Below are 23,654 nucleotides of genomic sequence, written 5' to 3'. Positions count from 1 at the left end.
CTATTCCTAAATCGCTCAGTGACCGTTTGGGAGGGATGAATAGCGTCAGAGGTCGACAAATGAAGATCAAGCCCGAAAATAGACCGGATTTTTCCAGCCAAACTGCTTTCGGACCAGGGCGTCTTTACAGCCCAGCCAGAACGCATTTCTATGCTTTTCAGGGAGTCTGAGGAGATTTTTCGGAAAACTTACCAGGAGAAAAAAGCTCAGGAATAGGCCATAAAGGGAAGAGTTTTCTTTCATAAAACGAATCCTGTTTCTAGTCTGGTAATAAACCTTCAGCGGGCTGTTTTTTCCGGTGCTGATGGATTCTTTGTGGATGATAGACACCTCTCTGGCGACCAAAATCTGAAACCCGTTTTTCCGTATTTTTTCTGACCAGTCCAACTCTTCATAGTAGAGAAAATACTCCTCTGGCATGACCCCGGCCTGTTCGATTACTTTTCTTGATATTAATACTGCCGCTCCATGAAAATAGGGCGATTCGGACCAGGATTCGGTAGGTAGCTGTCTCAGGGGACTGTTTCTCCCGGTCAAAGGATGAATAGCCGTGTATCCGGCAAATTGGATTCGGGTAGGATTTTCTGCATACCGGATCACGGGTGATACAGCTCCAACCTGATGATCAGCAAACCCCTCCAATAAATGTTCAATCAAACCGGAGGAGATTTCGGTGTCGTTGTTCAGAAAAAAAAGATATTCCCCGTTAGAGGCCTGGATTCCCAAATTATTTCCTCCGGCAAATCCTACATTCTCAGGAGAATATAAATACCTAAGACCGGGATAATGGCTACAGTAGAATGTTTCATCTGATCCATCCGACTCATTGTCCACCAAGATGACCTCCAGATTGGGATACCCTGAAAGAAGGATGCTGCGGAGTAGGTCCGCAGTCACTTCTTTCTGCTTATAGTTGACCGTAATGATACTTACCTTTGGCGTGTTCATGAGGATTTTTTTCTGCCAATGACCTGAATCGCGTTTCCCCAATTGTTTCGGTGAAAAACCCGGTCTAAGTGAACCAGCCCTTTTGCCAAAGGCAAGCTGAGTAATTGGCCCAAAGTGCCTTGTTTTTTGCCCAGATAGGCTAATTCCCAGCCCAATCGGGAAAGATATCCATCCGAATAAGAGGCATGGACAATTTCGAATCCCTCCACTTCAAATCTTTCTTTCAGGCCTGCCAAGTCATACACTTGTCCTACATGCTCCTCATCGAGCCAGTCTTGATGCTCCTCAAACCATCCAGCCGGGAAAATAGTCCTTTGGGTGACATTTGGAATTTTGACCAAAAAATGCCCTCCTTCCTTGAGCCTTTGATGAACTGAGGTAAAAGGCATTTCTTCAGGAGAAATATGTTCGAACACGTCGATGGCAAAAACAAAGTCCAATTCTGGCAAGAATGTGGTTTCTATTTTTTGACAGTAGGTGGTGATGTTGTCGATTTGGCTTTTTTCCAGTGCAGTGCGCAGGGTTAAGATCCGTTCAGGATCAATATCCAAAGCATATACTTTTGCCTTGGGCATGGCACCTGCCAGGCTGATGGCATACTCTCCATATCCTGTACCCAGATCCAGAATTTTCGCCTGCTCTGGGAGAGGGATATTTTTAATCAGTTTTTTGAAAATGGTAAACCTGGCGTAATTCCCAAGGTTGGTATACCCGAAAATCTGATGGAAAAGCATCGCCAGCGTGGGGTTGTTTTTCATTCGAGCGGAGGTGTGAACCTGAGCTAATCCGAAAGTTAAATTCATGGCGTTTTTAGATTGAGATTTTTAGTGATGATGCTCTTGATGAGCGCAAGTTGTTGGTCAAATGGAAGTATTTCCAAGTATTTTCTGATTTTGACCTGACCTAAACCTATGGTCAGTACCGTACTCAAGCTGGTGGCGAAGGCTGCCCCTCCTACTCCATAGATTGGAATGAAAAGTGCATTTGCAGCTACATTCACGACCAGGCTGAAAGCGAGCATGTGCATATTGATCTGAGGCTTCCCCATGGCATCCAGAGCCATTCCGAAGACTCTTCCCCAAGGTTTGGCTAAACTGGCCAGCCCCAGGAGAATAATCAAAGGTGCTGCTTCGAGGTATTCTTCTGTACTGAGGATCAAAATCAGAGTTTCTGAAAAGATCAATACCAGAAGTACGCCCGGAAGAATGAGTACAAATAAAAGGAGGATACCCCGGGCCATTTCCAAATTCAGTTCGTTGGTATTCTGGCTTCGACCAGTGGCAGCAAATCGGGGATAAAGCATTTGACTCAGTGAAGTCAGAGGAAGATCGATATACTGGATTATTTTGGTGGCCAGAAGAAAGAGGGCCACAGATTTGGCATCCAGCAAAAACCCAATCATCCAAAGATCAGCCTTCTGAAAGAGGAGAGAAAAAGCATTGGTTCCCGCCACATGCTTGCCAAAAGCCAGGAGTTTTCTCATCCATGGAAGTGTAGGAAGTCCCCATTGAAACCAATTGCTCAGCCTCAATCCTATCGCCAGAAGAAGCAAGGAGATGGCATTTTGTCCCCACAGCAATTCTAGCAAACCAGGTTTTCCCAGACTGAGTAGTACCAAAAGCACCATCCCGATGCCGACTAGGTAGGCTAGATTGAAAATGAAATACACCCGGCTTTTCCCTTTGGCAAAAAGAAGACTGTAGAAAGTCTGAAGACTGCCCGAAGCAAGAAGAGTCAGCCAAGAATACCGAAAAAGAGCTTCCATCTCGGGCAAATTCCAAAATGTGCTAATCGGTGCTGCGAAAACAAATAGCAAGAGCGAAAGAATACCGATAAATATCAGATGAAGGGCTAATGCTGAGCCCATCAGTGATTTTTCCTGATCGGGATACTGGATTAAAAATCGGGTAAGTCCATTCTGAATCAGTCCCTGTCGAATACCGTCAAGCAGAGCCATCAGACTTAGGTAAAATCCCCAGGCAGCGAATTCTTCCGGAGTGAAGATTTTTACCACTATCAGGAAGGAAAGCATATTGGTCAGCAGAAAAAGACTCTGCCCTCCCATAGCGCCAATGATTTTTTGCAATGCAGACCTTTTCATCAGCTGGCCAATTGATGGTAGAGATCGATGGTCTGATCGGCTATTTTGGACCAGTTGAAGTTTTCTTTCACCCAAGATTGACCCATGAGCCCCATTTTCTTGGCCTCTCGGGGATTTTCCTGAAGGTATTCCATGGCCTTGATAAATTCTTCAGGTCTGTCTATTGGACAGAGGATTCCGTTTTTTCTGTTCAGGACGCTTTCCTGGATGGAGGGGAGATCTGAAGCAATTACAGGAATTCCACACAGATTGGCTTCAAGAAGTACTATCCCCTGGGATTCATAGACTGATGGAAGTATCAGACCCTGATAATGGGGCAAAAGCATCTGAATGGCAGCATTGGGATAAGCTCCCAGCATCCTTACCTGACGGCTAAGACCTAGGTCTAGGATCAATTCCTCCAATTCTTTCCATTGAGGGCCTTCCCCAATAATGTCCAAAAATAGAGGCTGAGGAGCCTCTGCAATTTCTTTGATCAGAGGGACGAGCCCCTTTACAGGATGTAGCCTTCCTACAAATACAAATCTCTTTACTCTTTTCTCAGTGGGTAAATTGGGATGAGACTCATTACCTCCTACCCCGTTAGGGATTACGGAGATTGCCTCGGAGCCGACTTGGTGGCTTCTTTCTACTGACCGCTTCAGGTCTTGGCTGACCGCGATCGTCCGGCGAGCTATGGACAGTGTTTTAGTTTCCCATTTTTGGGCAAAAAAGGAATGAATTTTTGCGTTCAGATTATGTAGGTCAGAGGCAGCCTCTGTTCCGGTGTGTCCGTGGATGGTTTGGATGAGTTTGTGATGGACTTGAGGTAGCTGATAGAGCAGATACCCACTTCTGCCTTGGGTATGAATGATGTCATATCGTTGGTGATTTTTTTTCACCCAGCTTTTCACTCTAAGGTTAAATGCAAGCTCTTCTGCCAGAAAAGATATTGCAGGAAGATACCTGCCCGGAAAAAAAGGTATTTCCAAAACAGAAATCCCTTCATGGTCATTTTGAACTTGCCCTTTCAAGAAAGCTCCTCCTGTGAGAATAGTCACCTGATGCCCTTTGGCTTGAAGAGCTCTTGCCAAGTCCCAAGAATGGGTCTGTATGCCTCCCTTAAATCTCCATGGGAGGGATTTGACAATGATCAGGATGGAAAGTGTCGTTTTCATGATGTCGAAATGTGAATACAAAACAAGGGCAATTTGAGATCCTTATGGAAGGTTTAAGCCGATTGGGGTTGATCCTCCGATAGATGGGGGTTCCTAGCCGATAAGTGGTTTCGATAGCTTTTTCTTCTTTGGTTTTTCCCTTTTTCTGGGGAGACTTTTTGCGGCCTCTTTTTTGCCCAATGCGATGCCCCATAGAAGGAACATAAATGCCAATGGAAGCAATATTGGCCAAGGCATACCTTCTGTGATCATGATTTCTGGAATTGATGAGCTGTGTGGAGAAATTCTTTTTTTGATTTTTTCATCCACCCCAGAGATTGGATTGCTGCCAGGACCAAGCCGGGAAGAGCGAGTAGAATTTGGGTAAAATGCCTTTTCCAAAGTCCTGTGGGCAGGACAATAAAGTAGGAGGCCATCAGAGCCACAAAGGATACTCCAGCCAACCCAACCAGAAAGTTGAAGCTCAAGAGTATTGAAATTCCCAGGAAAAGCAAAAGTGCGGCCGGGGCCAGAACCCTAGGAGGCAGGGCGAGCTGGATGCTTTTGTGGAAATAGTCTTTATTTCCACGGAATAAGCCCCTTGTGGCAGGTTGGATTGACTTTCTCAGGAAAGTATACTGGCTTTCCAGCCATCTACCTCGCTGCTTGGCAAAGGCTTGTGTGCTGCTTACTTTCTCATCCCAAACCTTAAGTTCGGGTGCGTATTGGATGGTCTCTCCCATTGCGGTCAGGATCAGCTCCATTTCTTTGTCAAATCCTCCTATGGCTTTGAGCATGCGCAATACCAACTTAAACAAGTCGAAATCCAGTACCATCGCTGATCCGGTCAGCTTGCTGGAGAGTCCCAATTGATTGGCACCTTTGCAGAGCAATTCCTGATTGGCTTTCTCGGATAATCCGTCGAGGATTTCCATGGCGTTTCGGGTGTTGGAAGCCAATCGTTCTCCCTGTAGTACTCGATAGCCCAAGGCTCGATATTGTAAAGCAGTGGAAATAAAATTCCTGTCCAGGATATTATCTGCGTCTAGGATGACGGTATGCCAATAATCTCCTTTGCCCGCCTTGAAATCCATCCCAGCTTTGAGGGATTTTACTTTGGTACTTTTTTCAAATTTGACCTCGAGTACCTCAGCACCCATAGCTCTCAGTTTTGCTACCGTTTGAGCCTGTAGCTGATCTGCCAGGACCAGATAGTCGCAGCTGTTATCTTGGGGTATGCGTTTTAGATTGACTTCGGTTGAGGATAAAATAACCGCGTCTTCCCGATAGGCAGGGACTAGGATTAGTGTTCTTCCTTTGGATTTTTTGCCCAACTTAGGGCTTTTATATCTTCTGGAAGCCAATGCAAGCACCAACTGATAGAAGGAAGCCACAGTCAAGTAGGCGATTGGCAAAGAGAGAATTAGGATTAGGAAAGTATTCATTTTTTAGTGTTGTTTTCGTACCAAGTAGGAATAAGAAATAGAAAGGGGATGGCCAGATTCATGATCATTCCGGTGGGCATCTGCCCAAAAACCTGATTGCCGTAGCTGGAGAAGATCACACCTACTATGGAGGCATAAATCGCCATGGCGTAGGACTTTCTTTTGGGATCTGTAAGTCCCATACAGACCGCTCCTCCCTTGCCTAGGACAAAGCCAAGGAAACTCAGGTGAATGGCCAGGCCAACGATTCCGGTTTCTGCCCAGATTTTGACATACCAGCTGTCGGTAGCAGTATTGGCCATCAGGGAGTTGGGATTGAATCTTGCTCCCCAGAATCCGGCAGTACCTATACCACCACCAAAAGGCTTATCGGCAAGGTATCGCCCGAAGGTCACCTGATTTTCCAGGCGGACTTCCAGGGATCGGTTGTTGGGGTCCAAAGCTGTCCGCATCCTTCTCACCTGCTCCACTCCCTGGAAGAGAAAGGTGTATTTGAGAATGACAAAAACCAGGATCATGGCACTCAGGCCGGCAAAGAGAACTTTGAAATTTTTGGTCGTGACCAGATAGGCCAAGCCTCCAAAAAGAGGAACTGCCAGTGCTCCCCGAGTCCCTGAAATGGCAAATCCCAAAAAGAAGACAATGGCCAAAATCCAGTAGAGGATTCTTCTTTTCAAAGAAAAAGGGCCCAAGGCAAGAATGCCTGTAAGGAGTGCCATCATGGCTTGAGATGCGCCAAACTGACCTGCATCGCTATAGAAGGAAAATACCCGCAAAACCCCATGGAGCACATGCTCCTCGTGGTGCTCTTCATCCCACAGCCAGCGGTATTCTGCAGCATCTACTCCAAAAATCTGTTGTCTGAATCCCCATGCAGTTCCCAAAAGAGAAAGCAGGATGAGGAGATTCAGAAAGGTGTGAAAATCTTTTTCTTCCCGAAATAGAAGGTAAACGATAGGTACAGCCAGAGCCTGATAGAATCCAATTCCCCGCATAGCATAAAACCAAGCCTCAAATCCATTTCCGGCAGGATTGAAGATCTCCAGAACGAGATAGCCCATCCAAACCAAGGAGAAGATGACGATATCCGTATTCGCATTTTGCCATCGGACGCGGATCGCTTTATTGATCAGGACAATAAGTAAAGAAAGCGTGAGAAAGATATCTATAGACAATCCCCAAGGGGCATTGATGTATCGGCTAATTCCAGAAATCAAAAATCCCATAATCAGACTCAGCCAAATCCCAGCTTTTGGGAAAGACCATAGATACATCATCAAGGCAACACCGATAGGAAGGGCCAAAAACATGAGTGCCCCGGTCATACCCAGCTTACTAATAGTCAGACTTCCCAGGACCCAAAACATCCCCAAAAGCATCACACCCAAGCCGCTGAGAAGCTTGACTGCGCCATATTTTTTCGGAAATGAGCTAGTGGTATTCATTGGATTGCTAAATGATGTATCAAAGGTACCTGAGCCCGATTTTTTGGAAGAAATAAGTCGATGACTGACCGGATACTACCGATGACTGGTGGGAATCTTTCGACAATAAAAAAGCCTCCAAATCAGGAGGCTAAGGCATTAATAAATTGATTGGCTCTGGCTTCCCAGCTGTTTTGCTGGGCAAATTCCCTTCTTTTTGCTGATTTCAGCCGATTGTTTCCGCGGATTTCGCGTTGGATTCCGATGATAAATTCAATGGGGTCTTGAGCTATTCGGATGAGGCCTTTAAAATCACCCAAGTCAGCAAAATCAGTAGTGACCACCGGTTTTCCTGCTGCCAAGTATTCATTGATTTTCAGTGGATAGATAGCCTGTGTAAACGGAGTCTTGCGGAAAGGGATCAAGCATACCTCCCACTGGGAGAGATGTTGGAGGAGTTCATTTTGGGGCTTCGCTCCCAGAAATACGACTCTTTGAGGAAGAGCGGATATGGAAGTGATTTTGACAGGGCCGAGAATCTCGATCAGGTAGTCAGGGAAAGCCTCAGCTGTAGCTTTGAGCAATTCGAGGTCAATTCGCTCGTCAAAGGCGCCGAGGTATCCCATTTTTCGTGTTAACCGACTGCTTTGTTCCTCACCTTCAAAATATTTCAGATTTACGCCGTTTTTTACGCAATTCACTTTGGGGTGGAGCTGCTTGAATTTATCAGCCAGACCTGTAGAGCTGACTACCACTCTGTCCACCGAATTGATAAACTTTGACTCATAGATTTTTCCCCATTTTTCTGCCCAAGGGGCAGCACTCATTTCGTCATAGGCATAGTATGTCACCGGAATTTCTCCCCAATAATGTCTTGTAAAATGGCCAAATACAGGATTAAACGCATTGATCACATGGGTATTCTTAGGATCTACCGTACGAAGAATCCTTCGGATAGTCTTGCCTACTAAATAGGAGTTGGCTTTCATCAATAGATTGAAAATCTTTTTATTGTCAGCCCAGTTGGTGGGGATGACAGGCAGGGAATTGTAAACTTCCACTTGTCCGAATTCAGTTAGAATTATTCTTTTTCCTCCGTCTTTTCCTCTTAGCTGAGCTTTGGGAGCATAGTCTGTTTTCCAATAGTCTTTAAGCGTGTAAGGATAGTCCAGGAGAATCACCCGGTGGGTGGAGGCCAGGCGAGTGATGAGTTCCAATGTGGATTTGACATAAGGGGAGTCCCAAGCAGGGAAGCTATGGCAGATGATGGTATTCATGGATAATTAGTTCAAAAGGGCTTTTACTTTGGCTCTCAGCCAGGATCTTTTTCTTGGGACTTCTCCAGTGACATCTTCCATGATGTCGGTTCGTACTTTGTTGAGAAAAAGCAGAGGTTTTTGGCCTACAAATTTACGGAATACTTTAAGTGCATGGCTATCGGCTTCATTCCACTTTCGGTCTGCCCGTGCAAGGAGAAGATGGAGGTCGGCCTTTTGGATGGTTTCCTGGAGATAGGGATGATTGAGCAGGGAGGGAATTTCCATGAACTCAAATTTTCCAGCCGATTCAGGATAATGGTTTTGGATAAACTCTTCTACTTTCTCTATCAGCATGCTTTTGCCTTCACCTCCATGAATTGAGGCTACGGTTACTTTGATTTGCTTTTTCTGTGGATCAGAGGACACGATGAGTTCCTGGACGAAAAGATTCATCGCCTGCTGGGTCAAGGCATCGAAATCCACCGGATTTTTCTCTTTGTTTTTGGGGTATTGAGGCAAAAGCCCACAAACGCGAAGGCCGGTTTGCTCGGAGGCATTTTTGGGACTCTTCAGGCTACCGTCTACCAATTCGGCCGCAATGACCACACCCGAAGGAATCACCAAACCCACCACGAAGGAAAGGATGACCAGCAAAGCTGTCTTGGATTTTTCAGGCTGAGCCGGATAATAAGGGAAGTCAATCACTTTCAGATTGGTGGACATCAGCATATTGTATTTGTGAAGCCTTGCCTGATTGAAGGAATGAAGATTTTCCAGATATTCTCTTTCGGCCACATCGATTTCACTTTCCAATCTTCTCAGGGTGGATCCCAGAGGAGCAAACCTATCATAGACTCGATCGTATTCCTTCATCCTATTGTCCATCACCTGAAGCTGAGCAGTAGATTCTTCTTTGGTAATCAGTGCCTGAAGCCATTGGGCAAGGACATTTTGGGTAGGAATTCCATCGGTGGTCTTGTTCACATCCATCACTCCGTAGGTCGAAGAGAGCATATCATCCCGCAAAAGGATGATTTTCTGTTCGAGTTCTTTTTTCAAAGACTCATTCTTAGGATCCAATTCTCCTCCATCCATTAGGTTGAGTTCCATCAGGGCAAAATTGTAATCGGCGATTTGGCTTTGGTTTTGGGAAATCTGAGTCTGAAGTGCAGAGAGTGCCCTTTTATCCTCTATTTCGAGCTCCAGTCGCTTCAGGGCAGATTCTGACCCGGCCTTGATTTGAAGTTGTTCTTGGTACTTTTTGTCCAGTTCTTCCCGGTTGCCTGCAATGAATCGGGTTTGTTCGTAATAGTTGATGATCTGATTTTTCACCCGGAACTTCAGCAACTCGTCTTCTGCAGCCTGAAGTCGGTCCAAGGTCTTTTGTGTGGCTTCTTCGAAAAACTGAATTACCGAATCAGACTGCCCTTCTTTGGTAGCTTTTTGCTTGGCGATGAAAATTTCGGTGAGCAATTCCAGGGTTTTTTGGCTGATAAATGGATCAATGGAGGTGTATTCCATGCGGATCATATCGGAGTTTCCCTCGCGGAATACCTTGATTTCCTCGAGTCTCTCCAATCCAATCAGGGGGTTTTTAGAATTGGTCAGATCGTACACGGGGTTGTTTTTGTCTCGATCCCGGATTTCAATCAGAGCTTGGTAAAGTGCTTCTTTGCTGGAGGCTTGGATTCCGGATTGGCTGATTGCCTCTTTGAGGACTTCAAATTCCCCTTTGTTCTCAGAGATCAAAGGAAGAGCGTCTTTTTGGTCAGCCCAAATCAACTCTGTCAAAAGCCTGGCAGAAAGTTCCCGGTTTGTTTCCAGGGAGGTGGCGAGATTGATCAGGTTTTCAATCTCATTGTTGGTGTAGGCGTAGTCTATTCTGCTGCCTTTGGAGCTTTCGATGTTGTATCCGGAGATCAGACCGGTATTGAGTAGCGTATGGCTTTTGTATTCTTTCTTGTTTTTCATAGTCAAGAGGGTGACCGTCCCAGCCATCAAAAAGGCAGAAAGAATCAAGTAGGGTGCAAAGCGCACCAAAAGTCGGATGATTTGTACGAAGGTCATGATTATCTGAAAATTGGGCTTCCTACTAGTTGTTCGAGAGATTTGAGCGCGTACCAGGTATCGTTCTTGGTTTTTTCCAATTCAATTTTGGAAGTGGTGAGGATGTCCAAAGCCATTCGATACTGATCGATGGAAGCGGTGCCTGTTTTGAAGTGATTTTCTGTCACTTGTACTGCGGCTTCATTGGCTTCGACCTTCTGGGCTTGATATTTGAAAGTGGTCAATCCTCTTTTCAGGTCGTTGTATCGCTTGATGACTTCCTCAGTTAAGGTGAGTTCCAGATCTTTCTTCTGATATTCCATTTCTTTGATGGCGTATTGCTGGATGGATACTCGGTTTTTCTGAGTAGTGAATTCAGAAAGCGGCAGTCTCAGGGAGACCCCAACGGTATAGGTGGCTGAGGTATTGGTCCGGAATACCGTACTGATATCCTGAGGAGTCGCCATTTGGTCCGCGACCACCACATTGCCATAATTGTAGCCACCGGTCAGGGCCAGGTGCTGCATCCAGCTTTTGCGTGCGATTTTGATTTCTTCTTCCCGCTGAGCTTGTCCCATACTCAGTCTTTGAATCAGCGGGGCATTCTGCACAGCCAGAGAGACCAAGCTGTCCAAGGGAAGTAGTCTGTCGAGGCGGACTTCCTCGCTCATATCCTGAGCCGAAGCCCAAGCTGGTGCAAGAATCAGGAGGAAAAGAAATATCTTTTTCATTTTAGTAAGGTTTTACTGCTTTTCGGAGTGAGCGAGTATCCAGGTTTTTTCAGCAGGTTTTTTGCTTTTCTGCCTTTTCATGAATGGCTGCTCTATCCATCGATAAGCGATTACACCGCTAAATAAGATCATAGGCAGGACAACAATCAGGGTAATCGATAACTGACCGAAATAGCCCGACCACTGACCGAATTTGCCGATGAGCAGATAGAACGCCTCCATGAGTGGAAGATGAATCAGGTAAAGGCTGTAGCACATCCCTCCAATGATGACTATCCATTGCAGAGAGAGAAATCTTCCCAAAATCTTTCCATAAAATGAGGAAATAAAGACCAGAAGCAGGGCGAGTTCAAACACCAGCATTTTTCCCAGTTCTTCGCTCCAGGTGAAAGCCAAGGTCAGTACCAAAACCGGAAATAAAGCATCCCATAAATAGGATTTTCGGATTCCTCTGAGAGGTTGTGTATAAAGGTCTGCGGCAAGCATGCCGACCAGGAAATGTGGAAACTGGCCCAGAAGCGTTGGCTTGAATGGCATTAGTTGCCAGCCCATTCCATGCTGGAAAAGGATAAAACAAAAGAGTCCCCAGATCAGCAATGCTCTCCTTTCCCGGGTATTCCTTATCCCAAAGTAGGCACTGGCCAAAAAGGGAGCGATTAGATAAAACTGGATCTCCACTTCCAACGACCAAGCGACTGGGTTGATGATGGAGTACTCCCCGTAGAAAAACTGATGGGTGTAGGTAATGGTCGCCAAAAAGTGGCGAAGCAGTTCTGCACCAGGATAGTCTCCTTTGATCAGTAAAACCAGCGCAAAGACTGTCATCCACAATAGGAAAGGTGGCTCAATTCTAAATAACCTCCTTTTCAGATAGTCTGAATATTTTTCCTTTGTTCTACCCTGAGCAAAGGGAAGGCTAAGAATAAACCCGCTTATGGCAAAAAACAGGAATACGCCTATCGTGCCGCGGGAGATGAAGAATGAAACCCACTCCTCTATTTGGCTGAGCTCGGGGAGGGTTCCGTACTTGTGCAGTCGTTCATTTGCATGTTGGAATAGCACAGGGACAATAGCCAAAAAGCGCAATCCATCAATGAATGGGATAAATTTTCCGCTCTGAGGCTTCCGAATCAGATTTTCGAATAGGGAGGAGAATTTCATCAGATTAGACGTTTTCGTGTTGGATGGCTGCAAGGGGAGTTTTGAGCAGGATTTTCATGTCCAGCCAAAAGTTGTAATTCTGGGCGTATTCAATATCCAATCGGCATCGCGAGTCTGAATCGACCCCCTTTTTTCCTCTTTCGGTGACTTGCCAAAGCCCGGTAAGGCCCGCTGGTCCGAGAAATCTTCCGACAGCTTCATCTCGTGTGAGCTGTTCTGCCTCATAGAGAGGGAGAGGTCGATTGCCCACCAGAGACATGTCCCCGATGAGAATATTGACCAATTGGGGAAGCTCATCGATACTCAAATTGCGGATGATCCGACCCACTTTGGTGATTCGAGGGTCATTTTCAAATTTGACAAAGGCTTGTTTGGTTTTTCCGGTTTTTTCCAGTTCGTAGCATGATTCTTCCATTATTCCGGTATTGTCTACCCGGTATTCTGAAGTTTGGGCCGATAGGATTCGACTTCGGTCCAGAGGTAGTTTTTTGTTTCCTTGAGTTTCAGTTTTTTGGTAGGCATTCAGGTGCTTGAGTTGATCAATCAGCTGGTCTGCATCGGTCCTCATGGATCGGAATTTGTAGAATTTGAAAATCTTGTAGTTCATTCCGACCCGATAGGAGTAGTAAAAAACAGGCCCTCTGGATTCTAGCTTGATTAATAAGGCTACCAAAAGAAGAAGTGGACTGAGTATAAGTAACAGTCCGCCAGCAACCAGGATGTCAAAGGCTCTTTTGCTTAAAGGAAGTCTATGTAATTGATTCATGATTTAAAGAATTTTGATAGACAAAGGTAACCAGAGCCCAACCTTGGAAACCTCGATTTTAGCCCATTGGGGCCTATTCTTCGACTAATGACTCCTATAGCCCGATCATTGGGAAATGCAAAAAATAAGCGTGAAAGGGATCTCCTATAAAGGCTTTTCAGACAAAAAAAGCCCGGCAATATCTGCCGGGCTGAACCACAACTTTTGAAGAAAATTTATTTGAAAATCTTTCCGGATTCCCTGAATCCCGGCAAGGGTCTATACCAATCCATAAAGGTGAATCCACTGCTTTGGGCCCAACGGTCAAATCTAAGGTGGGCTCCTCTTACATCCTGCTTTTCTATTGGATAGGCGAAAGACTCCGGAGTATTGATCGCCCATGGAAGTGCAGACTTTGACTTGTAATATGAATTGATTTGCCCTTTTTTCCCGGCATCATCTCCTGTTCCAAAAAAGGTTTCGTCTACCAAATCAGTCGGGGCGTAGCCAGGAAGATGAATTTCCCTGCTTCTGTCTTGGCCCGCAATTAGAAAGGGATTGAAAGGAGCATACCCGATTCTTTCCTGGGCCAGGGGATTATTGAATGCAATCACCAAATCAATTTCTACAGGACTTGAAGTTCCTTTTCCTGACTCGGTGTTGACAAAGTTGCTCTTTCCAAATAGTTGATGGACATTGTCCGTTACAACGATTACAGCTTTTTGCTGATTGGCTTCTACTCCATTGGCCTGCACCTTGATCAGATTAGGAGAATTTTTGGTCCCGGTGACAGATTTGACAGCAGAGGCGGAAGACTCCAATGAAAATCCAAATCCATTTCTCATTCCGGCTCCTGCAGCCCTGAAGATGAATTTGGGATGTAATTCTACTACCTCATTTTTACTGTTCATGATTTGCTTATACTGGTAGTCTACCACGAGATCATTGAAGTCATAGTCTCCCATTTCCGGCCAGTTGTCCTCAAATGCAAAGCTGCCAAAACCTGTAGAAGAGGGATAGTAGCTATTGTAAGCCTTATTGGGATCATTGGGGTATTCGTCAAGATTGTCATTGATCCCGTCCCCGTCTTTATCCAAAGTCCCTGGCTTATCAATCGGGCTGACGTTTTCAGTGCTGATGGCTCTTACAGGATTACTGGATACAAAAAGGATTGCATCATTGAAATCCTGATCCGAGCGGAAGGGGATATTGTCTCTTCTGACATCTTCAAAGCCTAAAAGGAAAAGTTCATTCTCCTGATCCCATAAGAGGACATTATGCTGCTTCAGGGCTCGGTCAGATTCGGGATTCAGATTTTTGTCAGCGAATACTGCGTGGTGATAATCTTTGACCTCTGATCCGTTCCAGCCGTTTCCAAAAAGAACAAGTCCAATAGTAACTCCTGCTTCAAATCTTCCGAGTTTAACTTTGTTTCCGGATCTCAATCCTCCTCCACTTCCGACCATCGAAGCATTTGGGAACAATACAGTAACTTTTTCGATGTCTGAAAGGGATTTTGGGGGTTGATTCGTAGGATAGACATAATAGCCAATGGAATTTCTCCAGCCGGCTCCTTCGTGGACAAATGTCAACCAAACATCAGCCAACTCCACCACATCCAATGTAGTCTTCTTTCCATCAGCAAGGTAGGAGGGATGGTAGGTAGGTACTGGCATCCCTTCAGGTAATGATGCATTGATGTATTGAAGCATGGTTGAGGAGATGTAATCATTGTTTGCTTCCAGATTTTGAGGTACGCCGAGACTGTTATAGGGAGCGGCATACTCAAGTTTTAGACTGTTAGCCAGTCTTGCACCAGGGTTCTGAGAGGATTGATTGGGGTCTACTTCATAGGATATCACCTCAGTAGGGTCCACTCCTCCCAAATAATCCAACTTGATCAATTTATTTTTTATCGGAACCAAGATTCTATTGGGGATTCCGATATAGGCCGCCTCTACAATTATCTGGTCCAGATAGGTAGGGATAGATAAGGAGGATACAATTTTCCCTTCTTTATCTGTCATTCCTGTGAACAGGATGCTTTGGTCAGAAGGTTGAATAAGCTGAATACGAATTCCCGAAAATGGTGCTCCTTGATCATCTGCGAAAGAAAGAGATACTTGAGTAGGGGAAACCGTTGCAAAATCGAAGTTCTGATACGCGGTTTCAGGCTCTGAATCAGGAATCTGGCTCATATCCGGCATTTGCACACAGGCACTGACCAGAAATAAAACGGGTAAAAACAATCTTTTCATCATGTTTAGGCTACTGAAACAAGGCTTCTTGAGAAGCTGAATTGAGAAAATTGAGATTGGATGCGGAGTTTTAGCTCTACTGGATTGAAGGGCTTACTTACGCAATCCTTAGCGCCTAAGGAAAATGCTTTGATCCTCTGTTCACTTTTGTCTTGTTCGGTCAGTACTATCCAGGGTATGTTTTTGGACTGAACGTATTCTTTGATCAAGAGTGCATCCGGAGGGAGCTGATAATCAACAAACCCACCCAGAATCAAATCTGCATTTCCAGATTTAAGCCAAGCAATGGCTTCCTGAGGACTCGATACAGCATAAACGTTGTATTCTCCTCCCAAAAGGTTAAGGAGAAACATCCGCATCAAGTCGTGTTTTTCGATAATTAAAATGGTATTCATGGCGTGTAGAATTGAATGATGGTTCAAAACTACCCGCTAGCCCCCGGGGAATGCCGATTTTTAGATCAATGGGTTCTTTTCTTCGGTCATTTGTTCCTAAAGAGGGATGAATGAATTCCTTTTTTGGGCAAAAAAACAGGCCCTTCGAAATCAAAAAAGTAAATTTCGGGCAGGAATTATAGGTTTTCTTCTCCTTTGCCGGACCAATCCACCACTTCATCTTCCAGATAATGAGGGTAAATCTTCCGGTGTTGCTTTTTCACCTCAGCAATTAAAGCATCCCTGAATCCATCCACATTTTCTCCTGTACCTGCTGCCATGAAGACGGGTTTAATTCCGTTTTTCTTTTCATAGGCTTCTGAAAGCGCCTTAAAATCCAGGTAGCGGGTTTCCTGAAGCTCATGCTCACTGATATGCATGGATTCTTCCTCGGTCGGCATCTGCTGGACTTGGTCAATCTTATTGAATACCAGCAGCACAGGTTTGTCTCCGGCTTTGATTTCTCTCAATGTCTGAGAAACGACGGCTATTTGATCTTCAAAGGCATGATGGGATATATCCACCACATGCACCAGGAGGTCAGCTTCACGGATTTCGTCCAAGGTGGATTTGAAAGATTCGATCAAGTGGGTGGGCAGCTTTCGGATAAAGCCTACGGTATCGGACAAAAGAAAGGGGATATTGTCCAGCACCACCTTCCTCACGGTCGAATCCACTGTGGCAAAAAGCTTGTTTTCTGCCAGAATATCTGTCTTGGTGATCAGGTTCATCAAGGTGGACTTTCCTACATTGGTATATCCTACCAGGGCTACCCTGACTACACCTTTTCGACCCTTTCTTTGGGTCACCCCCTGCTTTTCGATTTCACGTAGCTTCTCTTTGAGCAGGGTAATTTTGTTTCGGATGTCCCGCTTATCGGTTTCGATTTCTTTTTCACCGGCACCGCCTCGGGTACCGGTTCCCCCTCTTTGCCGCTCCAAGTGAGTCCACATCCGGGTCAATCTGGGAAGCAAATACTGAAACCGAGCTAGTTCTACCTGGGTTTTGGCTTGAGCGGTTTGTGCTCTTTTTAAGAAAATATCCAGGATCAAAAGGGAGCGGTCATAGATTTTCACTTTGAGCTCATTTTCTAGATTTCTCATCTGCGAGGGAGAAAGGTCATCATCAAAAATGACCATGTCCACCCCAAAATGCTCCACATAGGCCTGGATTTCTTCCAGTTTTCCTTTACCCACAAAGGTCCGGATATCCGGTTTTTCCATTCTTTGAGTGAATCGGTAGAGGGTCTTCACTCCCAGAGTTTCTGCCAGAAAGGCCAGTTCTTCTAGGTGTTCTTCGATTTCCTGATCGCTTTGCTGCTGTCGGATAAGGGTGACCAAAACAGCCGTTTCTACTTTGGGTGCAGTATCGTAAAGGTTTTTGATTTTTCTGGAGATTTTACTCATCGTTGTGGGTTCGGTAGATAAAGTCCGATGTCAGGTTCACTTCTGGCCTGCTGAAGATTTTGAGATACAGCCTTTTATAATATGCCGGAGATGACTTCTTTTGCAAAGTTGGGGATATTTCCCCACAATAGTTAGGATACTCTAAGGCAGAGTAGTTATTTTACTCTTTAAAATTCGAGAAAAGACATTCTGATGGCAGAGTTACGCAAGATACCCAATCTGGAAGGCCCAGTGGAGATTTTTCCTAGGAAATTTTACGATGATCGCGGTTATTTCTTCGAATCTTTTCGAGAAGATTGGCTCCAAAAACTGGGAATCGAGGAGGAGTGGGTTCAGGACAATCAGTCATTTTCCCAAAAAGGGACAGTCAGAGGCCTGCATTTCCAAAGAGAACCATTCGCTCAAGCAAAATTGGTTCGTGTGGTGAGTGGTAAGGTCCTCGACGTAGTTGTAGATTTAAGAAAAAGCTCTCCTACCTTTGGCAAAACTTACACGACCCTTTTGGATGCCGAACGATCCAATCTTTTTTTTATACCCCGGGGATTTGCTCACGGCTTTGCTGTTCTTGAAGATGCTGTTTTTGTCTATAAATGTTCCAATTATTACAACAAGGAATCAGAAGGGGGAATCCTATGGAATGATCCAGAACTAGGCATTGATTGGGGCGTTAGTGAACCGATTATTTCAGAAAAGGATAAAATTTGGCCTACAATTCAGGAATTTAAAGAACGAACAGGAGGAGGACTCTGATGAGCTGGTTGGATTTTCTTAAAAGAAAACAGGAAGTACTAGAGGATTTGGATTTGAGTTGGCTGGGTGCTGATATGCATTCGCATTTGATTCCCGGAATAGATGACGGTTCCAAATCCATGGAGGAATCTCTGGGATTGCTAAGGTCTCTGGAGGGATATGGACTGAAAAAGGTGATTACCACACCGCATATTATGTCCGAGTATTATCGAAATACGCCGGAAATCATCCGCTTGGGACTGGAAGATTTGAGAAAAGCAGCCAAGCAGGAAAATATCTCTCTCGAGATAGAAGCTGCTGCTGAGTATTATATGGATGAGATTTTTTTGGACAGGGTCAAAGCCGGAGAAGAGTTGCTCACTTTTGGAGATAAATACATTTTGGTAGAAACAGGATTTATCAATAAGCCACAAATGCTCCTCGATATAATTTTTAATCTGGAGATGGCAGGATATCAGCCTGTATTTGCCCATCCGGAGAGATATCAGTATCTGATTGCCGACAAAAAGCTTCAAGAAGAGCTAATTGACAGAAAATTGATCTTCCAGGTTAACCTTCTTTCCCTTACCGGGTTTTATTCCAAACAGGTAAAGGACTTCGGCGAAATGCTCATTGAGCGGGGGGTGGTTTCCTTCTTAGGGACCGATTGCCACAATCCCCGATATATCGACATGCTGGGAACTTTACCGAAGAATCAGAAAATGTATCAGAAAATCAAAAACATGGAATGGATCAATTCCAGACTTTGATCTTTTTATGAATATTCTCATCACCGGAATCACGGGTCTGTATGGCAGTTTTTTGGCAAAGGAATTTTCCAAGTTGGGCGCCATTCATGGGCTGAAAAGGAAAAACTCCAAGCTTGACCTTCTCGATACTTTGGATTTTGAAATCCAATGGCACGAAGGGGACATCCAGGATATGGAGGCGGTTCTCGCAGCGGTCAAGGGAATGGATTTGGTGGTTCACGCAGCAGGTATGGTGTCCTTTCAGCCTGGAGAAAAAGAGGCTCTTTATGCCATCAACACCCAAGGCACCGCAAATGTGGTGAATGCCATGCTCCTGCAAGGAATCGAACGACTGCTCTATGTGAGTTCGGTGGCGGCAATAGGACGATCCCAGGAGCTTAGCGTTTTGGATGAGAACTTTAAATGGGTGGAATCTCCACTCAATACGGATTATGCGATATCCAAATACTGGGGAGAATTGGAAGTGTGGAGAGGGCAGCAAGAAGGTCTTCGGGTATTGGTACTCAATCCAAGCATTTTGATTGGAAAGGTCACACATCACCGAAGCAGTACTGCGATTTTGGATTATGTCATCGACGGCAACAAGTTTTATCCCAAAGGTGACCTCAACTATATCGATGTCCGCGATGCAGCTATCCTGGCGAGACAACTAGTCGAAAAAGACGCTTGGGGAGAGCGATTCATTCTAAACAAAGAAAGTATTCCCTATCGGGAATTTTTTGGGAAAGTCGCGGAGATATTATCCCTGAGGGCTCCCTTCATCCCCGTTTCAAAAAAATGGGTTGGATTAGCTTCCTTCTTCAATCGGATTTTAAAATCCATAGGCTTGAGTAAAAGCCCCCTCAACAGCCAAACCGTGCGAATTGCCCAGCAAAAAATCCTGTACACCAATGAAAAAGTTCAAGGCCTCCTGGGCTTTCGCTTTCATTCTTTGGAGGAAAGTATCCGTTGGGCCACGGGTCAGGACAAGTAAACTTATTTCAGAAAAGAGCTGTTGTGGTGAACCGTAACGAAATCCCGAATCTGATTCAGAGAAAAAAAACTTTTCTGACCAACAAATTTTAACCTCGGGACATTTTTCGTTACTCGATTAATTGGTATCTTATGAAAACCTTAACCTATTCGAATGACCGGAGATCATGATCACGACTGGGAAGAAGACAAGAAGCTCGTCGAGCGTTTTGAAAATTCCCTGAAATCCAACTTGGACCTCTACTTCGAAGAAGAAGAACTGGAAGACATCATCCGGTTTTACTTTGATCAGCAGAAATTCCTCAAAGCCCTAAGAGCCTCTGAATATGCCTTGGGCAAATTCCCCTTTTCCGTAGAAATTCGCCTGCTTCAGGCCCAGTGTCTGATTTTCAATGACGAGCTGGATGAAGGACTTTCCATTTTGGAAAATCTCAACAACCTATCTCCAAACAACGAAGAAATCCTTCTGGCTCTTGCCAATGCCAATATTCTTGCAGGAAACCCGCAAGAAGGGATTGATTTGCTGGAAAACTTCCTCCCTTTGGCGGAAGACAAAGCAGAAGTGTATTATTCACTGGGAAATTTGTATCGCGCCAAAGGAGACAATACCAAAGCAAGCGAGTATTTCAAAGAAGCCGTCAAAAACCGGATCAATCACGAGGATGCACTTTTCCAGCTGGCAATGATTACAGAGGAGGAAGGGTCATTTGACGAGATTTTGGAATTCTACCAGGAATTTATCGATCAGGATCCCTATTCCGCCGGAGCTTGGTATAACCTAGGCGTAGTTTACAATCGCCTGGGAAGATTCGAAGAAGCCATCAGTGCCTACGAATATGCCCTTTTGATCGATGATTCCTTTGCCTCGGCCTATTTCAATATGGGTAATTCACTGATGAATACCCAGCAGTATGAGGCAGCCTTGGAAGCCTATCAGAATACCATAAACTGTGAAGGAGCCAATGCGGAAAATTGCTGCTACATGGGTGCAGCCTATGAAAAACTGGGTAAAATTGAAGAGGCCTTCAAGTATTTCAAGAAATCAGCTAAGCTGGATGAGGAATACGACGATGCGTGGTTTGGATTGGGTATGTGCATGCTCAAGAAGGAAAAGTATTTTGAAGCCATCCATTACTTTAAGAAAGCGCTCAATCTCAACAAGGACAATCCCAACTACTGGGTAGGTCTGGCAGATGCCGAGTTCAATTTGGGCAATCTTCAGGCAAGTTCGGAAGCGTATGAAGAAGCGATCAATTTGGAGCCGGGTATCATGGAGACCTATGTGAATCTCTCGGTTATCTATTTTGAGCAAAATCGATTTGAGGAAGCAATCGATGTGGTCAAGGAGGGAATAGACGAAACCCCGGAAGAAGCAGAGCTCCACTATCGTATGGTGGTTTATTTAATAAAAATGGGCAAATACAAAGAAGCGTTTTCATATTTGGAAAATGCCTTAACTTTGGACTTTGATAGGCACACCATCTTGTATGACCTAATGCCCGAGCTCAAGCAACAAAAGGCTATCTACAAGATCATTGCCCAGTATAGGGACGACCATCCCTCTCTCTAATCATTAAAACCTGGCGAATGAATTACGAATTGAAGAATATCCCTGTACGGACGGATAAGCCACGTACTACGGGATTCACTATGGCTATGGACAAAGGATTGAGCCTCAGAGAGACAGAGGACTTTGTAGATAGCTGTTCCGATTATGTGGACATTGTCAAGCTTGGGTGGGCGACCTCCTATGTGACCAAAAATCTGGCTGAAAAAATTGCTGTTTATAAATCTGCAGGCATCCCTGTTTATTTCGGGGGGACGCTTTTTGAAGCATTTATTGTCCGAGGCCAATTTGACGACTACAGAAAAGTTTTGGACAAATACGGATTGGAATTTGCCGAAGTCTCTGACGGGTCAGTATCCCTCAATCACGATAAAAAGTGTGAATTTATCTCTACTCTTTCCCAGCAGGTAACTGTCCTTTCTGAAGTTGGGTCCAAGGATGCAGCCAAAATCATCCCTCCCTACAAGTGGATTGAACAGATGCAAACCGAGCTGAGTGCAGGAGCATGGAAAGTAATCGGAGAAGCTCGTGAAGGCGGAAACGTGGGGCTATTCCGTGATTCTGGTGAAGTACGTCAAGGTCTGGTAGAAGAAATCCTCACCCAGGTGCCGGAAGAAAAGATCATTTGGGAAGCTCCTCAAAAATCCCAGCAAGTTTGGTTTATCAAGCTTCTCGGTGCCAACGTCAACCTTGGAAATATCAGTCCTTCTGAAGTGATTCCTCTGGAGACGATCCGCTTGGGTCTCCGGGGTGATACTTTTGACCACTTCTTGGGAGAAATCAAACTTTAATCCAATTCACATCAATTAGGCTGATCGGCTTGTCGGTCAGCCTTTCTTTTTTATGAACAGCATCAAAAAATACGGGCTAAACTATCTCAAAGGGATGGCCATGGGAGCAGCGGATATCGTTCCCGGGGTATCCGGAGGCTCTATTGCCTTGATTGCAGGAATATATCCCCGTCTTTTGGATAGCATAAATTCCTTCAATCTGGCCAATCTCCGTCTGCTCAAGGATTTGGAAGTCAAAAAATTCTACAAGGCTGTAAATGGGACTTTTCTCCTCAGTTTGCTATTGGGAATATTGACAAGCGTGTTTTTGCTTTCCCGCCTCATTACTTACCTGATGGAAGAGCATCCCATCCCCCTGTGGTCCTTTTTCTGCGGATTGATTTTGGTCAGTGCCTTTTTGATCCTGAAAAACATTCAAAGATGGCATCTAGGTGTAATACTGGCTTTGATTCTAGGAACCGCACTGGCTTGGTGGGTGACTAATCTTCCTCCCACTACTACCCCTGATGCCTATTGGTTTACATTTCTGGCCGGGGCCATTGCCATCTGTGCCATGATTCTACCCGGGATCAGCGGGAGTTTTATCCTTTTGATTTTGGGAAAATACGAGACGATTCTCAAAGCCGTCTCCGAAAGGGACCTGCTCACTTTGGCAATTTTTGCTTCAGGGTGTGTGGTAGGGATTTTATCTTTCAGTCGGGTGATTTCTTACCTGCTGAAAAAATATTATTCAGTGACCATTGGCTTACTTTCCGGATTTATGCTGGGGTCGGTTAATGAGCTTTGGCCATGGAAAATTGTCACTTCCTGGAGAACCTCCTCGAGCGGAGAGCAAAAGCCTTTTTTGACAGAAAATATTCTTCCCACAGAATACCTGGAGAAAGTAGGCGAGCAGCCACTCATTCTTTCCGCCATTCTGGCTTTCCTCGGAGGAATAGGAATAGTATTGCTGATCGAATGGCTGGCTTCCAAATTGCAAAAAGCATGAGAAAATTCGGGCTGATCGGCTATCCCTTGGGGCACTCTTTTTCCAAGAAATACTTCACCGCGAAGTTTGAAGGGGAGAAAATTGCCGATTGTCAATTTGATCTTTACGAAATCCCTCAAATCGGAGATTTTCCGAAGGTAGTACAGCAAAATCCTGAACTGGAAGGGATGGCAGTAACCATTCCTTACAAAGAGCAGGTCATGGCCTACCTTGATGAATTGGACCCGGCATGTCAGGCCATCGGTGCGGTTAATTGCATTCAAATCAGGAAAGGGAAGAAGAAGGGCTTTAATACGGATTATATCGGATTTAAGCATTCCCTTCAAGCCTGGTTGGGAGATCAGATTCCTTCAGCTTTGGTTTTGGGGACAGGCGGTGCCTCAAAGGCCGTGAAAAAGGCCTTGGAAGACTTGGGGGTTAATTTTCTTTCTGTTTCCCGAAGTGAAAGCCAAGGTGTAATAACTTATGAACAGCTTCGCTTACAGCCTCAACTGCTGTCTGACTTTCCCCTTCTGATCAATACTACCCCTTTGGGTACTTTTCCCAAGGTAGAAGGAATTCCCGATTTGCCTCTAGACCACCTTACTTCGGCTAACCTTGTCTATGATTTGGTCTATAATCCTCCGGTGACCCGATTGATGAAAGAATGTCTGGACCGTGGAGGCAAAGCAAAAAACGGACAGGATATGCTGGAGTTACAGGCCGAGGCAGCCTGGAAGATTTGGAATTCTTAACCGGACTTA

At 45.0% G+C, this 23,654-nt stretch carries 21 protein-coding genes; 7 read left to right on the top strand and 14 right to left on the bottom strand.

Annotation, left to right across the window (positions count from 1 at the left end):
• Positions 1-66: 66 nt before the first annotated feature.
• The 14 genes from AAA938_RS10330 to hflX form a co-directional block, all read right to left on the bottom strand.
• Positions 67-948: a glycosyltransferase family 2 protein gene (locus tag AAA938_RS10330; protein WP_338228652.1), complete on the bottom strand. Its 882-nt coding sequence runs from the start codon at positions 946-948 to the stop codon at positions 67-69.
• Positions 945-1,751: a class I SAM-dependent methyltransferase gene (locus AAA938_RS10325; RefSeq protein WP_338228651.1), complete on the bottom strand. Its 807-nt coding sequence runs from the start codon at positions 1,749-1,751 to the stop codon at positions 945-947. The genes AAA938_RS10330 and AAA938_RS10325 overlap by 4 nt, the downstream gene beginning before the upstream one ends.
• Positions 1,748-3,049: an oligosaccharide flippase family protein gene (locus AAA938_RS10320; protein ID WP_338228650.1), complete on the bottom strand. Its 1,302-nt coding sequence runs from the start codon at positions 3,047-3,049 to the stop codon at positions 1,748-1,750. Before AAA938_RS10320 ends, AAA938_RS10325 begins: the two co-directional genes overlap by 4 nt.
• Positions 3,049-4,206, bottom strand: a complete 1,158-nt coding sequence (locus AAA938_RS10315; protein ID WP_338228649.1) for a glycosyltransferase family 4 protein — start codon at positions 4,204-4,206, stop codon at positions 3,049-3,051. The genes AAA938_RS10320 and AAA938_RS10315 overlap by 1 nt, the downstream gene beginning before the upstream one ends.
• 248 nt (positions 4,207-4,454) lie before the next feature.
• Positions 4,455-5,630: a glycosyltransferase family 2 protein gene (locus AAA938_RS10310; RefSeq protein ID WP_338228648.1), complete on the bottom strand. Its 1,176-nt coding sequence runs from the start codon at positions 5,628-5,630 to the stop codon at positions 4,455-4,457.
• A complete protein-coding gene (locus AAA938_RS10305; RefSeq protein ID WP_338228647.1) occupies positions 5,627-7,075 on the bottom strand; it encodes an O-antigen ligase family protein in 1,449 nt (482 codons plus the stop codon). Before AAA938_RS10305 ends, AAA938_RS10310 begins: the two co-directional genes overlap by 4 nt.
• Positions 7,076-7,197: 122 nt before the next feature.
• The gene (locus tag AAA938_RS10300) at positions 7,198-8,331 is read right to left on the bottom strand and encodes a glycosyltransferase (protein WP_338228646.1); all 1,134 of its coding nucleotides are present in this window, start codon (positions 8,329-8,331) and stop codon (positions 7,198-7,200) included.
• A gap of 6 nt (positions 8,332-8,337) precedes the next feature.
• Complete coding sequence (locus tag AAA938_RS10295; RefSeq protein ID WP_338228645.1) at positions 8,338-10,380, bottom strand: GumC family protein; 2,043 nt, start codon at positions 10,378-10,380, stop codon at positions 8,338-8,340.
• A 2-nt stretch (positions 10,381-10,382) separates the two neighbouring features.
• Complete coding sequence (locus tag AAA938_RS10290) at positions 10,383-11,090, bottom strand: TolC family protein (protein WP_338228644.1); 708 nt, start codon at positions 11,088-11,090, stop codon at positions 10,383-10,385.
• Between the two features lie 12 nt (positions 11,091-11,102).
• A complete protein-coding gene (locus tag AAA938_RS10285) occupies positions 11,103-12,251 on the bottom strand; it encodes an acyltransferase family protein (protein WP_338228643.1) in 1,149 nt (382 codons plus the stop codon).
• A gap of 4 nt (positions 12,252-12,255) precedes the next feature.
• Positions 12,256-13,017: a sugar transferase gene (locus AAA938_RS10280; RefSeq protein ID WP_338228642.1), complete on the bottom strand. Its 762-nt coding sequence runs from the start codon at positions 13,015-13,017 to the stop codon at positions 12,256-12,258.
• Positions 13,018-13,232: 215 nt separating this feature from the next.
• The gene (locus AAA938_RS10275; protein ID WP_338228641.1) at positions 13,233-15,257 is read right to left on the bottom strand and encodes an LruC domain-containing protein; all 2,025 of its coding nucleotides are present in this window, start codon (positions 15,255-15,257) and stop codon (positions 13,233-13,235) included.
• Between the two features lie 2 nt (positions 15,258-15,259).
• On the bottom strand, positions 15,260-15,649 hold the full coding sequence (locus AAA938_RS10270) for a response regulator (protein ID WP_338228640.1): 390 nt from the start codon (positions 15,647-15,649) through the stop codon (positions 15,260-15,262).
• 176 nt (positions 15,650-15,825) lie between these two features.
• Entirely contained in the window at positions 15,826-17,094 is a 1,269-nt protein-coding gene (hflX, locus tag AAA938_RS10265) for a GTPase HflX (protein WP_338228639.1), read from the bottom strand.
• Between the two features lie 192 nt (positions 17,095-17,286).
• On the opposite strand from hflX, the gene rfbC reads away from it, so the two are divergent.
• The 7 genes from rfbC to AAA938_RS10230 all read left to right on the top strand — a co-directional run bounded on the left by rfbC (position 17,287) and on the right by AAA938_RS10230 (position 23,645).
• Complete coding sequence (gene rfbC, locus AAA938_RS10260; RefSeq protein WP_338228638.1) at positions 17,287-17,844, top strand: dTDP-4-dehydrorhamnose 3,5-epimerase; 558 nt, start codon at positions 17,287-17,289, stop codon at positions 17,842-17,844.
• Complete coding sequence (locus tag AAA938_RS10255) at positions 17,844-18,593, top strand: tyrosine-protein phosphatase (RefSeq protein ID WP_338228637.1); 750 nt, start codon at positions 17,844-17,846, stop codon at positions 18,591-18,593. Before rfbC ends, AAA938_RS10255 begins: the two co-directional genes overlap by 1 nt.
• Before the next feature lie 7 nt (positions 18,594-18,600).
• Positions 18,601-19,566 carry an NAD-dependent epimerase/dehydratase family protein gene (locus AAA938_RS10250; RefSeq protein WP_338228636.1) on the top strand — a complete coding sequence of 322 codons (966 nt, stop codon included), beginning with the start codon at positions 18,601-18,603 and terminating at the stop codon, positions 19,564-19,566.
• Between the two features lie 153 nt (positions 19,567-19,719).
• Positions 19,720-21,135 carry a tetratricopeptide repeat protein gene (locus AAA938_RS10245; protein ID WP_338228635.1) on the top strand — a complete coding sequence of 472 codons (1,416 nt, stop codon included), beginning with the start codon at positions 19,720-19,722 and terminating at the stop codon, positions 21,133-21,135.
• Positions 21,136-21,152: 17 nt separating this feature from the next.
• A complete protein-coding gene (locus AAA938_RS10240) occupies positions 21,153-21,923 on the top strand; it encodes a phosphosulfolactate synthase (RefSeq protein ID WP_338228634.1) in 771 nt (256 codons plus the stop codon).
• 52 nt (positions 21,924-21,975) lie between these two features.
• Entirely contained in the window at positions 21,976-22,911 is a 936-nt protein-coding gene (locus AAA938_RS10235; protein WP_338228633.1) for a DUF368 domain-containing protein, read from the top strand.
• Positions 22,908-23,645, top strand: coding sequence for a shikimate dehydrogenase family protein (locus tag AAA938_RS10230; protein WP_338228632.1), 738 nt, complete (start codon positions 22,908-22,910; stop codon positions 23,643-23,645). Before AAA938_RS10235 ends, AAA938_RS10230 begins: the two co-directional genes overlap by 4 nt.
• The last annotated feature ends 9 nt before the right edge of the window (positions 23,646-23,654 follow it).

This window comes from Algoriphagus taiwanensis, assembly GCF_036245645.1.
Classification (GTDB): Bacteria; Bacteroidota; Bacteroidia; order Cytophagales; family Cyclobacteriaceae; genus Algoriphagus; species Algoriphagus taiwanensis.
Note: the sequence above shows the minus strand (reverse complement) of the source record. Positions and strands in the feature narration are given on the sequence as shown.

Bases quoted from the DNA above. Each gene is read 5' to 3' on its own strand.
- AAA938_RS10330 (WP_338228652.1), bottom strand. From the start codon at position 948: ATGAACACGCCAAAGGTAAGTATCATTACGGTCAACTATAAGCAGAAA.
- AAA938_RS10325 (WP_338228651.1), bottom strand. From the start codon at position 1,751: ATGAATTTAACTTTCGGATTAGCTCAGGTTCACACCTCCGCTCGAATG.
- AAA938_RS10320 (WP_338228650.1), bottom strand. From the start codon at position 3,049: ATGAAAAGGTCTGCATTGCAAAAAATCATTGGCGCTATGGGAGGGCAG.
- AAA938_RS10315 (WP_338228649.1), bottom strand. From the start codon at position 4,206: ATGAAAACGACACTTTCCATCCTGATCATTGTCAAATCCCTCCCATGG.
- AAA938_RS10310 (WP_338228648.1), bottom strand. From the start codon at position 5,630: ATGAATACTTTCCTAATCCTAATTCTCTCTTTGCCAATCGCCTACTTG.
- AAA938_RS10305 (WP_338228647.1), bottom strand. From the start codon at position 7,075: ATGAATACCACTAGCTCATTTCCGAAAAAATATGGCGCAGTCAAGCTT.
- AAA938_RS10300 (WP_338228646.1), bottom strand. From the start codon at position 8,331: ATGAATACCATCATCTGCCATAGCTTCCCTGCTTGGGACTCCCCTTAT.
- AAA938_RS10295 (WP_338228645.1), bottom strand. From the start codon at position 10,380: ATGACCTTCGTACAAATCATCCGACTTTTGGTGCGCTTTGCACCCTAC.
- AAA938_RS10290 (WP_338228644.1), bottom strand. From the start codon at position 11,090: ATGAAAAAGATATTTCTTTTCCTCCTGATTCTTGCACCAGCTTGGGCT.
- AAA938_RS10285 (WP_338228643.1), bottom strand. From the start codon at position 12,251: ATGAAATTCTCCTCCCTATTCGAAAATCTGATTCGGAAGCCTCAGAGC.
- AAA938_RS10280 (WP_338228642.1), bottom strand. From the start codon at position 13,017: ATGAATCAATTACATAGACTTCCTTTAAGCAAAAGAGCCTTTGACATC.
- AAA938_RS10275 (WP_338228641.1), bottom strand. From the start codon at position 15,257: ATGATGAAAAGATTGTTTTTACCCGTTTTATTTCTGGTCAGTGCCTGT.
- AAA938_RS10270 (WP_338228640.1), bottom strand. From the start codon at position 15,649: ATGAATACCATTTTAATTATCGAAAAACACGACTTGATGCGGATGTTT.
- hflX (WP_338228639.1), bottom strand. From the start codon at position 17,094: ATGAGTAAAATCTCCAGAAAAATCAAAAACCTTTACGATACTGCACCC.
- rfbC (WP_338228638.1), top strand. From the start codon at position 17,287: ATGGCAGAGTTACGCAAGATACCCAATCTGGAAGGCCCAGTGGAGATT.
- AAA938_RS10255 (WP_338228637.1), top strand. From the start codon at position 17,844: ATGAGCTGGTTGGATTTTCTTAAAAGAAAACAGGAAGTACTAGAGGAT.
- AAA938_RS10250 (WP_338228636.1), top strand. From the start codon at position 18,601: ATGAATATTCTCATCACCGGAATCACGGGTCTGTATGGCAGTTTTTTG.
- AAA938_RS10245 (WP_338228635.1), top strand. From the start codon at position 19,720: ATGACCGGAGATCATGATCACGACTGGGAAGAAGACAAGAAGCTCGTC.
- AAA938_RS10240 (WP_338228634.1), top strand. From the start codon at position 21,153: ATGAATTACGAATTGAAGAATATCCCTGTACGGACGGATAAGCCACGT.
- AAA938_RS10235 (WP_338228633.1), top strand. From the start codon at position 21,976: ATGAACAGCATCAAAAAATACGGGCTAAACTATCTCAAAGGGATGGCC.
- AAA938_RS10230 (WP_338228632.1), top strand. From the start codon at position 22,908: ATGAGAAAATTCGGGCTGATCGGCTATCCCTTGGGGCACTCTTTTTCC.